Origin of the sequence: Pseudoalteromonas sp. TB25 (genome assembly GCF_000497995.1) — a bacterium.
GTDB classification, from domain to species: domain Bacteria; phylum Pseudomonadota; class Gammaproteobacteria; order Enterobacterales; family Alteromonadaceae; genus Pseudoalteromonas; species Pseudoalteromonas distincta.
The window spans coordinates 1-13,848 of sequence record NZ_AUTI01000227.1; the positions used below are offsets into that span (position 1 = coordinate 1).

A 13,848-nucleotide genomic window follows, 5' to 3' on the forward strand; every position below is an offset into this window, starting at 1 on the left:
CATCACCAACAAGCGGGCCGCGCCCTACTTCATCTACACCAGCAATTAAGGATACATTGGGTCTATCAATTTGCATTTATTAACTCCGCCACAGCATTGGCTGCTTGTTCACTGGCATTTAATCTAATTTTTTCGTGAATAGCTAAAAAGCGTGCTTTTAGCTCTTTGTTATCTGTGTCAAGCATAGGGGTAAGTGCGTTTGTTAAGTTAGTCACATTACACTCGGTTTGTAAAAACTCAGGCACTAGCTCTTCGTCAGCTAATAAATTAGGCAGCGAAAAGTACTTAATATTAAACGTAAATAAAGTTTTAAAAATCCAATAGCTCAAAGGCTTTATTTTATAGCCCACAACCATTGGTTTTTTATAAAGCATACCTTCAAGTGTTGCTGTGCCCGAGGCTAATAAAATAGCATCAGCAGCTTGCATCGCTAATTTTGATTGCCCATCAAGCAGGTTAACATTAAGGTTTGGTGCGGTAGCGTTTAATATATCACTAAACTGCGCTTTGCGTTTTTCGTTAACCAACGGCACCACAATTTTAAGATTGGGGTTTTTAGCTTGCAGCTCCGCGGCTGTTTTAATGTAAGTCTCGCTTAGCAAACCAACTTCAGAGCCTCGACTACCAGGTAGCAGCGCCAGTACTTTGTCATCAAGGCTTAAGCCGAGTTCTTCTCGTGCTTTAGTATCGTCGTGCTCAAGTGCTATGTCGTCTGCCAAGGTATGCCCCACAAATGTACATGGCACTTGGTGCTTATCGTAGAACTCTTTTTCAAATGGTAATAATGCTAACACTAAGTTAGTGGCTGCACTTATTGTATGAATGCGCTTTTCGCGCCACGCCCAAACAGACGGACTTACATACTGTACGGTTTTAATACCCGCATCTTTAAGTGGCTTTTCTACACGTAAGTTAAAATCCGGTGCATCAATACCTATAAATACATCAGGTGGGTTATCTACAAAATGCTGCACGAGTTGTTTACGTATTTTAAGCAAACGTGGTAAACGCCCTAGCACCTCAACAAGCCCCATAACCGAAAGCTCATCCATGTCGTAAAGTGTTTTACAGCCCTGCGCTTGCATTTTAGGTCCTGCTATTCCTTCAAAAATAGCGTCCGGAAAGTGTTTCTTAAGGGCTTTAATTAAGCCTTCACCTAAAATATCGCCCGACAGTTCACCTGCCACAATACCAATTCGTAGTTGTTTTTTATCTTTATTCATTTGATTTTATTTCACAAGTAAACCAGGCGTTCATGCTTGTTAGTTTACCGTGTTTTACTGTTTGGTTAAACGCTTTAAATAACTGGTTTTTTATCACGTAAGTTAAGGCTTTATGTTGTTTGTTTTTAATACTGATGTAGCATAGGAAATATATATTAAGTTTTACTAATATGTATGTTGACAAAAATTGCACAAACGTAAATACTATTGCAAACTTTCAGTAATTACTGAAAGTTCATTAAATCTTAACTTTGCCAATAAAATGTTGCCCTGTTAATCCGTCACTCTCAAGGAGCCAATAATGATAGATGAAACCTTTGTGGATCTATCGCGATTACAGTTTGCTGTTACCGCTCTCTTTCATTTCTTATTCGTACCGTTAACGATAGGTATGACCTGGATTTTAGTTATTATGGAATCGGTTTATGTTATGACCGGTCGCGAAATTTATCGTGATATGACTAAGTTTTGGGGAAAATTGTTTGGTATTAACTTTGCTATTGGTGTGGCAACAGGCCTTACCATGGAATTTGAGTTTGGTACTAACTGGTCTTATTACTCCCATTACGTAGGTGATGTTTTTGGGGCTCCCCTGGCTATTGAAGGTTTAATGGCATTCTTTTTAGAATCGACCTTTGTGGGTATGTTCTTTTTAGGCTGGGACAGGCTTTCTAAACGCCAACATTTAGGCGCGACCTTTTTAATGGCCATTGGTACTAACATGTCGGCGCTGTGGATTTTAATTGCCAACGGTTGGATGCAAAACCCAGTAGGCGCTGAATTTAACTATCAAACCATGCGCATGGAAATGACCAGTTTTGCAGAGCTTGTGTTTAACCCTGTAGCCCAAGTTAAGTTTATTCATACTGTATCGGCAGGTTATGTAGCAGCGTCTATGTTTGTGCTTGGTATTAGTAGCTGGTACATATTGAAGGGTCGTGATTTAGCATTTGCTAAACGCTCTTTTTCAGTCGCATCAGGCTTTGGTTTAGCGTCAATTTTGTGTGTAATTTTACTCGGTGACGAATCAGGCTACGAAGTAGGCGAAGTCCAAAAAGTAAAACTTGCCACAATTGAAGCCGAATGGCACACAGAAGAAGCTCCGGCTGCGTTTACCGCATTTGGTTTTCCTGATTCAGAAGAGCAAGTAACACATGCGGCGGTTAAAATACCTTACGCACTTGGGTTAATTGCTACGCGCTCACTAGATGAGCAAGTAACGGGTATTAACGACCTAGAAAAACAACATGAAGTACGTATTCGCAACGGTATGATTGCTTATGAATACCTTACAAAACTTAGAGACGGTGAAGATACGCCAGATAATATCGCCAAATTTAATACTCTAAAAGATGATTTAGGCTATGGCTTGCTACTTAAGCGCTACACACCTGATGTTGTAGATGCTACTGAAGAACAAATTCAAAAAGCTGTTAAAGACTCTTTTCCTAAAGTAGGCCCTATGTTTTGGTCATTTAGGATTATGGTTGCCTGTGGTGTGGCCATGCTAGGTGTATTTATATTGGCATTTTACTACAACGCACACCGCGTTATTGAGCAAAAACGCTGGTTGTTATGGGCTGCCGTATTGAGTATTCCACTACCTTGGATAGCGATTGAGTTTGGCTGGATTGTTGCCGAGTATGGTCGTCAACCTTGGGCTATATCTGAAATACTGCCGACCTTTTTAGCCACGTCGTCACTAACAGTAAACGATATTTTAATTAGCTTAACTGGGTTTATTGTTTTCTATACTGGTTTAGCCATTGTGGAAGGCTGGCTGATGATCCGCTTTGTTAAGCAAGGGCCAAGCTCGCTACATACTGGTAAGTATCATTTTGAATTACCAAGCAAAGCTGATAAAACTGAAGGAGAGCAATCATGATTTTTGATTATGAAACGTTAAAAATGCTTTGGTGGTTGATCATTGGTGTGCTGCTTATTGGTTTTGCTATTACCGATGGTATGGATATGGGCGTTGCTATGTTGCTCCGCCTCGTTGGTAAAACAGATTCAGAGCGCCGCACAGTAATAAACACAATTGGCCCGCATTGGGATGGTAACCAAGTATGGTTTATAACTGCAGGCGGCGCGTTATTTGCGGCGTGGCCTATGGTTTATGCAGCTGCATTTTCGGGCTTTTACTTTGCCATGATGCTAGTACTCTTTGCTTTGTTTTTTAGACCACTTGGATTTGATTACCGCAGTAAAGTAGACTCAAAACGCTGGCGCAATAACTGGGATTGGGGCTTGCTTGCAGGCAGCGCAATTCCAGCATTAGTATTTGGTGTTGCGTTTGGTAATTTATTTTTAGGCGTACCGTTTAATATTGATAACCTTATGCGTGTAAGCTACCAAGGATCATTTTTTGGCTTGCTTAACCCATTTGGATTACTTGCAGGTTTAGTGAGTATTACCATGTTAGTTGCGCATGCGGGTATGTGGTTACAACTTAGAACAGCAAGTGTGGTCGCAGAGCGTTCGGGTCAATATGGTCGCTATTCTCTTATTGTGTTTATCGTGTTATTTGCTGCAGCTGGTTTTTGGGTGGCTAACTTAACGGGTTACCAAGTTGTATCTATGGCTGATACACAAAGTCATGCAGACCCTTTAGCTAAAGTAGTCACTACAGCGCAAGGTGCTTGGTTAAGTAATTACAGCACTCGTCCGTGGACAATGACCTTCCCTATTTTAGCCTTTGCAATGGCATTAAGTGCACTTGTGTTTTCAAAATTAAATAAACCTGCACTTGGACTTATTTCAACAAGCTTAATGTTAATTGGCGTAATTATGACGGCCGGTGTTTCTCTGTTCCCATTTATTATGCCATCAAGTAATAACCCTAATATTAGCTTAACAATTTGGGATGCGGTATCGAGCCATAAAACGCTCAATATAATGTTTGTTGCAGTGTGTATTTTTGTACCACTAATATTGTCCTACACCACTTGGTGTTACGTAAAAATGTGGCGCAGAGTAACGGTAGAAGAAATTGAAAACAACACTCATGGTAGCTACTAAGGAGACTAAACAATGTGGTATTTCGCTTGGATTTTAGGTGTACTTTTGGCCTGTACCTTAGGTGTAATAAATGTAATGTGGTACGAATTTCATCAAAATAAAAACAGCATTGCTGATGATGAACAAGCCATGCACGATTTATTAAATGATGCTAACAACACAAAAGATGACGACTAACCCCCGACCAGACCGCGCGCAGCAGCAATCACTGCGCGCTTTTTTAAAGCGTCAAAGTAAACCCGCTGCAGTGTGGTTAAAGTTAAGCATTGCACTGGGTACTTTTAACGCATTACTGATGATTGCAGGTGCTTATTTACTGGCTCAAGCTATTCATAATGTAATGTTTGAAGGTAATAATTTAGCCCAAGTCACTCATTTATTATGGCCCTTAGCAGGCATTATTTTATTGCGCGCGGTGTTTTTAGCGTTAAGTGAGCGCTTAAGTGCATTTGCTGCGCTTAAAATAAAATCGGCTATGCGCCAAACACTTCTCCATAAGCTCAGCTTACTTGGGCCTAGTTATATAGAACAACACGGCCAAGGCGCTACATTAAATACCCTGCATAATGGCGTTGAAGCACTTCACGACTATTATGCTAAATACTTGCCAGGTGTTGCTTACAGCGCGCTTATTCCGCTGGCAATATTGGTAGTTATTTTTCCGACAGATTATAAAGCTGGGCTGATATTTTTATTAACCGCCCCACTTATTCCTTTTTTCATGATTTTAGTAGGCTCTAAAGCCGAAGCTTTAAACCAAAAACGCTGGAAGCAACTTGCTGTACTGGGCAATTACTTTTTTGACCGCGTGCAAGGTTTAACTCAGCTAAAACTATTTAATGCAACATGTACCGAGCTTAAACAAATAGCTAAAATTTCAGATGATTTTAGACACGCGACACTCGATGTTTTAAAAATCGCGTTTTTATCATCATTTGCACTTGAGTTTTTAGCCACTATTAGCGTGGCACTCGTTGCCGTAATTATTGGTTTTAGACTATTTTTTGGCACTCTTGATTTTGCCACTGGCTTTGTGGTGCTACTTTTAGCGCCTGAATTTTATTTACCACTGCGCCAACTAGGTAGTCATTACCATGCACGTTTACAAGGTATTAGTGCGGCGGCCGATATGGTTGCGATTTTAAATGCCCCACTGCCAAGTGACGAAAATGCGTCAGTAACTACAAGCGCACCTGAAAACAATTTAACTTTAAATACAATTAATTCAATAAGTATTACCGACCTTAATTTTATATACCCTGGTAGTAACGAAGGGATTAAAAATATAAATTTAACATTGCCAAATAAAGGCTTAATTGCAGTTGTGGGCAGTAGTGGCTCAGGTAAAAGTACGTTGTTTGATTGTCTATTAGGGTTTCACCCTGAGGTGATTAACAACCTATCTATTAATGATCAGAGTTTAAGTACAACCGATATTACTTACTTGCAAAATAATATTGCATGGATACCACAACAAGCGACGCTATTTTACGACACCATTGCTGCCAACATTAAATTGGCCAAACCCACTGCCACACAGCAAGAGCTTGAACACGCGGCAAAACAAGCTGGTGTGCTTGAATTTATTAATACCCTACCCGATGGTTTTAACACCCAGATAGGTGAGCAAGGTGAAGGGCTTTCTGGCGGTCAAAAACAACGTATTGCACTGGCTCGCGCATTTATAAAACAAGCACCAGTCTTAGTGCTTGATGAGCCCACTGCGCACCTTGATAGTCAAACAGAGCTGCTTATTCAAGATGCTATTAATGAATATACTAAAAACAACTTAGTATTAGTTATTGCCCATAGATTAAATACCGTTAAACATGCCAGCAATATCATTGTGATGCACGATGGAAAAATAGCTGAGCAAGGTCACTTTGAAACACTTGCAGCGCAAAATGGTGCATTTGCTGACTTACTAAAAACGGCTGAACAAGGGGTGGTGCATGCGTAATTTTATTCGTTTATTAAAACTTTGTGCTCCTCATTACAAAGCTATGCTATTGGGTACATTTTTAGCGACGATTACGGTATTAGCTAATGTGGGCCTGTTGGCTATATCTGGCTGGTTTTTAGCATCAATGGCCGCTGCTGGTATTGCGGGCGTACAAATGAATTATTTTACTCCTGCCGGCACGATTCGTTTTTTAGCTATTGTGCGAACAGCATCGCGCTATGGCGAACGCCTAGTTACTCATAACGCCACGTTTTTATTACTAAGTGAAATACGTACCAATGTATTTGCAACGTTAAGCAAGCTTAACAATGTTGATTTAGCAATGAGCCGCAGCGCTGATCTAGTTAACCGATTACAAAACGATGTAGACGCACTCGACAAATTTTATTTAAACGTTTTACTTCCTATGCTGGTCGCTCTTTTAAGTGTGCCAATCATCATGCTGTTTATGTCGGCCTATAATGGCAACGTCGCCCTTATTTGCTTTACTGGCATTATACTTATTGGTGTGGTTATACCTGCCCTACTCAGCATAAAGCTCACTAAAAACAGCCATAAAGAAGCACAACTTAGTGCACAACTTCGCTCTGAGCTTTCAGATACACTTACAGGCCTTAGAGAGCTTAGTATTTATCAAGCCCGTTCGCAGCAACTTAATAAGTGCGACGAATTAAGCGAGCAGTACAATCAGCAATTATTTATTTGCCACAAAGCACTGGCAAACTCAGATGGATTAAGCTTGTTGGTTGTTCAATTAGCCATGCTTGCTAGCATAGTAACCATTGTGCCGCTGGTTTACGCAAGCAGTATGGTAAATGTAGAACTTGCTATGTTAAGTTTATTTGTACTGGCAAGCTTTGAAAGCGTATTACTACTACCCAACGCGTTTATAGAGCTTCCAAATGTTTTAAAAGCAGCAGAGCGATTGTTTACACTTGAAGATAAAGCAGCTAGTACGCAAATTAAAAGTAAACATGTAGACATTGATGAAAACTTTAGCGCGCAAAATCACACGTTAGTACTTAACAATATTAGCTACCAATATGGTGAACAAACAGCGCTAACTAATATCAGTTTTGAACTAATGCCTCAGCAAAAAGTAGCGATTGTAGGTAGAAGCGGCAGCGGTAAAACGACGCTTGTAAATTTACTTACTGGTTTATGGCCTTTGCAACAAGGCAGCATAACGCTAAACAATCAAAATAGCGTTGTTGACTTACATTCGTTAAATAATGATATACGCGCAAATGTTATAAATATACTCGCCCAGCAGCACCATATTTTTGATGGCACATTAAGTGAAAACTTACGTTATGCCGCGCCAAATGCAACTAAAGAGCAAATGATTGAAGCGCTCTCATTAGCTCAATTGAGCCCATGGTTTAATGAGCTAAAAGAAGGTTTAAAAACACGATTAGGCACTGGCGGGCGTAACGTGTCGCAAGGTCAATCTAGGCGTATAGCCATTGCCCAAGCATTACTTAAAAACCCTACTATTTTAGTTCTTGATGAACCAACAGAAGGTCTTGATAATCAATCTAAGCAAGGGGTAATGCAAGCAATAATGCATGTTATGAATAACGCCAGCGTGCTGACAATTACGCACGATCCCGCTCTACTTGCTCAAATGGATAATGTTGTATGGTTAGAAGGCGGTAAAGTAGTCGCACAAGGCTCTCATAAAGAGCTCAGTAGCACTTATCCCGACTATATTGCGCTAACTACCCGGTTTTAAAACCGTTACTGATACATCAATAACGCCGACTTTAGGGTCGGCTATCTTTTCAAACATACTCTTTGATAAATCAATAATACGACCTCGCACATACGGGCCTCTATCGTTAATTCTTACCGTGACTGATTTATTATTAGCGAGGTTGGTAACAACGACCTTAGTGCCAAAGTCGAACTCTAAATGGGCTGCTGTGGCGGCTTGTTGGCTAAAGCGCTCTCCGTTGGCAGTTGTTCTCCCGTGATATTTGTCAGCATAAAAAGATGCTTTACCAACTTGAGTAACCTCTCCAGTAGATGATTTAACAATAGGTTGGCTACTACAAGCGGCTAACGCTGAAGTAATAAAAAGAGTGACAACTAACTTAGGTAAACGCATAGGATGACTTTTATTATACAAATTAGATGCATCCTAACTTGAGCTCGCTGAGTATTAACTGAATTAGGTCTAAACCGTGGGCAATAAAAAACCACCTTCGATTTATCATCTAGGGTGGTTTTTTTATGCTTAGAGCAAAACGCGCGAATTATCTTACAATGCCGCGCTCTGAGCTTTTAACAAAGTCGACCATCAATTTCACAGCAGGGTACTTTTCAGCATCTTCACTAAGCGATTCAATCGCTTCGTCTGCACCTAAGCTTTTACGGTAAAACGCTTTGTATGCACGTCGTACAGCCATAATTTCATCACTTTCGAAACCACGACGTTTCATGCCTTCTTTATTGATAGCGGCAGGGNGGGCCTGCTGGCATACCAATGGTAGTAACAAAAGGTGGTACATCTTTGTTAACACCTGAATACATACCAATAAAGGCATGTGCACCAATTTTACAAAACTGATGAACTCCCGAATTACCACCTAAGATAACCCAGTCGCCTACATGTACATGGCCGGCCACACTTGCATTGTTAGCAAAAATTACGTTATCGCCAATTACCGCGTCATGTGCAACGTGTGTATAAGCCATAAATAAGTTATTACTACCAATTTTAGTAACGCCTTGGTCTTGAATTGTACCACGGTGAATAGTGGCACATTCACGGATAACATTGTTATCACCCATGACTAATGTGGTTGGCTCGTTGTTGTATTTTTTGTCTTGGCAGGCTTCGCCCACAGACGCAAACTGAAAAATATGATTGCCAGAGCCAATAGTTGATGGCCCTTTAACAACAACATGAGACTCAATAATACAGTTATCACCGATAACAACATCATTGCCAATATAACTATACGGACCAACTGAGACATTGTTACCTAGTTTAGCGCCAGGTTCGATTATTGCTGTAGAATGGATCACTATTAAAACTCTCTTCTCGCACACATAATTTCGGCACTACACACTACTTTGCCGTCGACTCTAGCTTCTGCTGCAAACTTCCAAATGTTGCGACGTTCTTTTAAAAACTCAACATGAAGGTGCATTGTATCACCTGGGATCACTGGCTGTTTAAAACGTGCGTTATCAACAGCAGCAAATAAATATAATTCGTTTTCACTACGATTTTCTACTGTTTTAAAACCTAATAAACCCGTGGCTTGCGCCATTGATTCTAATATTAGCACACCAGGAAAAATTGGCTGATTTGGGAAATGGCCAGTAAATATAGGTTCGTTTATAGAAACATTTTTAATAGCATGTAAAGATTTGCCAGGTGTAAAATCAATAACACGATCAATTAATAGCATCGGGTAACGGTGCGGTAATAAACTTAAAATTTCTTGAATATCAAGGCTATTTAATTCGTTTGCCAAAATAGCATCCTTATTAGTGTTCAACGTTATGACTTAGCCAATGCTTCCAGCGCTTTAAGACGAGATTTCATGTCTGAAAGGTTACGCAAGTGAGCTATTGATTTACGCCATTCTTTGTTTGTTGTATGGGGCATACCAGATGAGTAAATACCTGGTTCGGTGATTGATTTTGTCACCATACTCATGCCGGTAATTATAACACCATCACATACAGACATGTGACCATTAATTGCAACCATGCCACCAATTTGACAGTTTTTGCCAATGGTAACGCTTCCTGCAAGTACGGTGCAGCCCGCGATTGCGGTGCCTGAATTAACTTCAACGTTGTGCGCTATTTGACACTGATTATCGATAATAACATTGCTATGGATAATGGTATTGTCCAGTGCGCCACGATCAATTGTCGTGCTTGCACCAATTTCAACTTTGTTACCTATGATCACTGAACCAAGCTGAGGTATTTTTACCCATTGCCCGCGTTCGTTCGCATAGCCAAACCCATCACTACCTACAACACTATTTGCTTGAAACAAACAATCTGAACCAATTTCAACATCGTGATAAATAGTCACACTAGACCAAAGCTTAGTGCCAGAGCCTATTTTAACACGTTCTCCGATAAAACTGTTCGGACCAATTTGCGCATTGTCACCTATCACCGCATCAGCTTCAATGACTGCATTAGCCCCTATAGCGGCGCTGTCACTAACAATCGCTGTTGAATGAACCGTGGCACTTGGATGAATACCCGTCGAGGCTGAGCGTGGTGTTGTATCCATAAATTGCGCTAATTTTGCGTAACTTACATACGGATTCGCAACAATAACTTTGCTACCACTAAAGTACTGAGCATCGGCTTGGCTTACTATTACAGCGCTAGCTTGAGTAGTCTCAAGTTGCGAGCGATATTTTGAGTTCGCTAAAAATGCAATATGCCCAGAATGGGCATTTGCAAGTGTCGCTATTTTTTTTATTTCTAAAGCGCCATCACCCTGAAGTTCGGCGCCTAGAAGTTCCGCAATTTGCGAAAGCGTATAATTTTGCATAGAGTGATTATTTCTTACTAACTGCAGCTACAACTTTAGACGAAAGATCAGTTACTTCTTTAGGATTAAAGTAAATTGTTGTGTCTTTTACTTTAACTTCGTCGAAGTCGCCGTCTTTAGCAATTTCTTCAATTGTTTTGATTATTACACCTTGAACTTTAGCAAGTTCTTGGTTTTGGCGCGCTTTGATTTCTTGCTCTAAAGGACGACCTTGTTCAGCAAGATTTTTTTGCATGCCTTGGATTTTATCACGTAGTGCATCTTTTTGAGCTTGGCTCATAGTTGTACTTTCGCGTTTAAATTTTTCAGCTTCAAAACGAATATCGCCTTGTAACTTTTCAAGCTCTTGACGACGTTCAGCAAACTCAGTTTGTAAAGACTGTTCAATTTTAGCCATTTGAGGAATTTGCTTGTAGATTTCCTGCATATCAACAATACCTACTTTGTGTGCAAATGCATTCACAGAAGTACCCATCATTAAAGTTGCTAAAACTGCTACAGCTGTTGATTTAAATAATTTTTTCACAAAAAACTCCTTTAGAAAGTGTTACTAATGTTAAAGCTGATGGTTTTCGTATCGTCATCTTCTTCTTTTTGCAATGGATACGCAAAACTGATCAGCATTGGACCCATTGGAGAGATCCATTGTAATGAAAGACCGGTTGAAACCCTAAAGCGCATTGGGTCTGAATAGTCATCTAATTTAGCACGTTCATCAACGCCTAAGTTTTGATAGCGGTCTACGTTAAACTCAGTATCCCATACGTTTGCAGCATCAACAAAGAAGCTAGTACGTACAGAGCTGGTATTTTCTTCATCTAAGAATGGCGTAGGAACAATTAGCTCCATACCTGCCACTGCTTTAGCATTACCACCAATACGGCCTTGCGGCACTAGAATATCAAATTCTGATGCGCCACCAATGCTACCGGTTGTAGTACCGTCTGCACCTGGCGTACCTGGAATAGACTGCGGTATACGCGATACAGCACGTGGTAATATTGTATTACGGTCAAAGCCACGAAGTTCCATTTCCGTTATACGGAAGTACTCTTGGAATGGAAGTGTTTGCTCATACCCGTTTGTAGAACCATAACCATTACCATAACCAAGCGCTGCACGCGTTGAGAATACCCAACGGTGGTCATTTGATATAGGCCAGTAAAAACGCGAATCGTAATTCAGTTTAAAGTACTGAAGATCTGAGTTAGGCGTTGTTGCTGTTAAGTTTAGAGTTTGACGCGAACCCGCTGTTGGGAATAAACCACGGTTAACTGTAATACGCGACCAACCAACACTCAGCTCATACTTAGTAAAGTCAAAGCCTGCATCTGGGTTGTCTGGATCTAAGAATGTTTCACGAAGTACACGCGTTTGCTCGTACTCTGCAATATCCGAAAGCTCTTCTTTAATCCAACGGGCGCCAAAGTTAACACGATTTACAGCATCAATTGGAAAACCAATATTTGTGCCTAAACCATAACTTTTTGATTTGTACTCAACAAGGCTAAATTTACTTGCATCGTAGTTTCTGTAAAAAATGCTACTGCCTTGCGATACACCATCTGGCGTAAAGTATGGGTCTGTGTACGATAAGCTTAAGCTTTCAGAACCTGTAGACGTGTTAAGGTTTAAACCAATTTGGTTACCTGTGCCTAAAAAGTTAGATTCTGTTACACCAATATTAAACTGCAGACCTAAGTAAGAACCATAAGCAAGACCAGCATTAAAGCTACCCGCTGATTGCTCTTTTACAGTAAAGTCTACATCTACTTGGTCATCCACACCTGGTACAGGCACTACGTTAAAATCAACAGTTTCCATATAAGGCAAACGTTGAATTTGTAGTTTTGAACGCTCAAGGTTTTGATTAGATAACCAGGCGCCTTCAAGTTGTGTCATTTCACGGCGAAGTACTTCATCAGCTGTATTTTGGTTACCACCAACAATAATACGACGAACGTATACACGCTTACCTGGATTAACCGATAGTGTTAGTTGTACTTCTTGCTTTTCGTCGTCAATTTCTGGAATTGTACGCACTTCAGCATTAGCGTAACCAAAACGTGCTAAGTAGCTTTTAATAAATTCTTCTGACGAAGTAACGACTGAGCCATTGTAAAGCTCACCCGCTCTAAGTGGGATAACACTTTTAATTAAGTCTTCACGGCCAAGCAAGTCACCAATAAAGTCAAAGCCTTTAACGGTATATTTTACGCCTTCGGTTAAGTTAGCTGTAACGTAAACTGATTCACGTTCAGGGCTCACTGATACTTGCGTTGAATCGATATTAAAACGTAGGTAACCACGGTCTAAATAATAACTACGAATTTTTTCTAAATCGCCTTCAATGGTTTGCTTTTGGTAGCGATCGCTACCCATAAACTGCCACCAAGGTAAATCTTGCTGCGATTCAGCAAGTTTAAGAAGCTCTTCATTAGAAAAAAGTTCATTACCCACTAAGTTAATTTGTCGGATAGAAGCTGCATCACCTTCATCAAACTCTAATTTAAGTTTAACGCGGTTACGAGGCAACTTAGTAATACTGATATCTACTTTAGCGTTGTATTTACCAATACTGTGGAAAAACTCAACTAAGCCCTTTTCGATACTATCGATAACGGTTTTATCAAGTGGTTCACCTTGGCGAATATCTTGCTGATCAAGAGACTCATTAAGCTGCTCGTCTTTAATGTCTTTATTGCCTTCAAACTCAATGAAGCTGATGGTAGGACGTTCCGTTACTTTAAAAATAACGTTGTTGCCATCACGAAGGGCTTTTATGTTATCAAAGTGCCCAGAACGATAAAGTGACTTTATTGTTTTTGAAATCGTATAGTCATCAACATTATCGCCTACGTTAATAGGAATATGTGTTAGCGCTGCACCAAGTGCTACACGCTGTAAACCTTCAACTTTCAGGTCTTCAACAATAAAGGAGTTTTGGCCTAGGGCTGCAAAACTTGCACCCAATAAACTTGTTACTGCCAAATGTTTTTTTATAGCCATTTTATTATCTTTATCCTTTACAACTGTATTACCGCATAACACCCTACTAAAGTGGTGCTTTACAATCGTGTTCTAATTAGTAATTTGCCACGCTG

General features: G+C 40.2%; 11 protein-coding genes and 2 pseudogenes. 5 read left to right on the top strand and 8 right to left on the bottom strand.

The genetic code is table 11. The annotated features are described in order from the left end of the window. Together rnhB and lpxB are read right to left on the bottom strand one after the other, a co-directional pair. Nucleotides 1–76, bottom strand: a pseudogene (gene rnhB, locus L652_RS1000000124910) (ribonuclease HII); the annotation flags it as partial. Further along, nucleotides 66–1,223 (bottom strand): lipid-A-disaccharide synthase, encoded by a 1,158-nt coding sequence (gene lpxB, locus L652_RS0106455; RefSeq protein ID WP_024596256.1) that lies wholly within the window; start codon nt 1,221–1,223, stop codon nt 66–68. The gene lpxB and the pseudogene rnhB, both read right to left, overlap by 11 nt. A gap of 301 nt (nt 1,224–1,524) precedes the next feature. On the opposite strand from lpxB, the gene L652_RS0106465 reads away from it, so the two are divergent. Genes L652_RS0106465 through cydC form a run of 5 tightly spaced genes read left to right on the top strand, consistent with a single transcriptional unit; the run spans nt 1,525 to nt 7,942 of the window. After that, the gene (locus L652_RS0106465) at nt 1,525–3,108 is read left to right on the top strand and encodes a cytochrome ubiquinol oxidase subunit I (protein WP_024596255.1); all 1,584 of its coding nucleotides are present in this window, start codon (nt 1,525–1,527) and stop codon (nt 3,106–3,108) included. Next, complete coding sequence (gene cydB / locus L652_RS0106470) at nt 3,105–4,244, top strand: cytochrome d ubiquinol oxidase subunit II (protein ID WP_002958302.1); 1,140 nt, start codon at nt 3,105–3,107, stop codon at nt 4,242–4,244. Before L652_RS0106465 ends, cydB begins: the two co-directional genes overlap by 4 nt. 12 nt (nt 4,245–4,256) lie before the next feature. Continuing rightward, nucleotides 4,257–4,421, top strand: coding sequence for a cytochrome bd-I oxidase subunit CydX (gene cydX / locus L652_RS0106475; RefSeq protein ID WP_002958303.1), 165 nt, complete (start codon nt 4,257–4,259; stop codon nt 4,419–4,421). Beyond that, nucleotides 4,411–6,204, top strand: a complete 1,794-nt coding sequence (gene cydD / locus L652_RS0106480) for a thiol reductant ABC exporter subunit CydD (RefSeq protein ID WP_024596253.1) — start codon at nt 4,411–4,413, stop codon at nt 6,202–6,204. The genes cydX and cydD overlap by 11 nt, the downstream gene beginning before the upstream one ends. Further along, nucleotides 6,197–7,942 carry a thiol reductant ABC exporter subunit CydC gene (gene cydC, locus L652_RS0106485; RefSeq protein WP_024596252.1) on the top strand — a complete coding sequence of 582 codons (1,746 nt, stop codon included), beginning with the start codon at nt 6,197–6,199 and terminating at the stop codon, nt 7,940–7,942. Before cydD ends, cydC begins: the two co-directional genes overlap by 8 nt. On the opposite strand, the gene L652_RS0106490 is transcribed toward cydC, so the two are convergent. The 6 genes and pseudogenes from L652_RS0106490 to bamA all read right to left on the bottom strand — a co-directional run bounded on the left by L652_RS0106490 (nt 7,925) and on the right by bamA (nt 13,753). Further along, nucleotides 7,925–8,317, bottom strand: a complete 393-nt coding sequence (locus L652_RS0106490) for a septal ring lytic transglycosylase RlpA family protein (RefSeq protein ID WP_024596251.1) — start codon at nt 8,315–8,317, stop codon at nt 7,925–7,927. The genes cydC and L652_RS0106490 overlap by 18 nt on opposite strands. A 148-nt stretch (nt 8,318–8,465) precedes the next feature. Continuing rightward, nucleotides 8,466–9,240, bottom strand: a pseudogene (lpxA, locus tag L652_RS01000000123370) (acyl-ACP--UDP-N-acetylglucosamine O-acyltransferase). A gap of 2 nt (nt 9,241–9,242) precedes the next feature. Continuing rightward, the gene (gene fabZ / locus L652_RS0106500; protein WP_002958310.1) at nt 9,243–9,695 is read right to left on the bottom strand and encodes a 3-hydroxyacyl-ACP dehydratase FabZ; all 453 of its coding nucleotides are present in this window, start codon (nt 9,693–9,695) and stop codon (nt 9,243–9,245) included. 26 nt (nt 9,696–9,721) lie between these two features. Next, the gene (gene lpxD / locus L652_RS0106505; RefSeq protein ID WP_024596249.1) at nt 9,722–10,744 is read right to left on the bottom strand and encodes a UDP-3-O-(3-hydroxymyristoyl)glucosamine N-acyltransferase; all 1,023 of its coding nucleotides are present in this window, start codon (nt 10,742–10,744) and stop codon (nt 9,722–9,724) included. 7 nt (nt 10,745–10,751) lie between these two features. Then, nucleotides 10,752–11,270 (bottom strand): OmpH family outer membrane protein, encoded by a 519-nt coding sequence (locus L652_RS0106510; protein WP_002958312.1) that lies wholly within the window; start codon nt 11,268–11,270, stop codon nt 10,752–10,754. Between the two features lie 11 nt (nt 11,271–11,281). Next, nucleotides 11,282–13,753 (bottom strand): outer membrane protein assembly factor BamA, encoded by a 2,472-nt coding sequence (bamA, locus tag L652_RS0106515; RefSeq protein WP_024596248.1) that lies wholly within the window; start codon nt 13,751–13,753, stop codon nt 11,282–11,284. Nucleotides 13,754–13,848 lie beyond the last annotated feature (95 nt).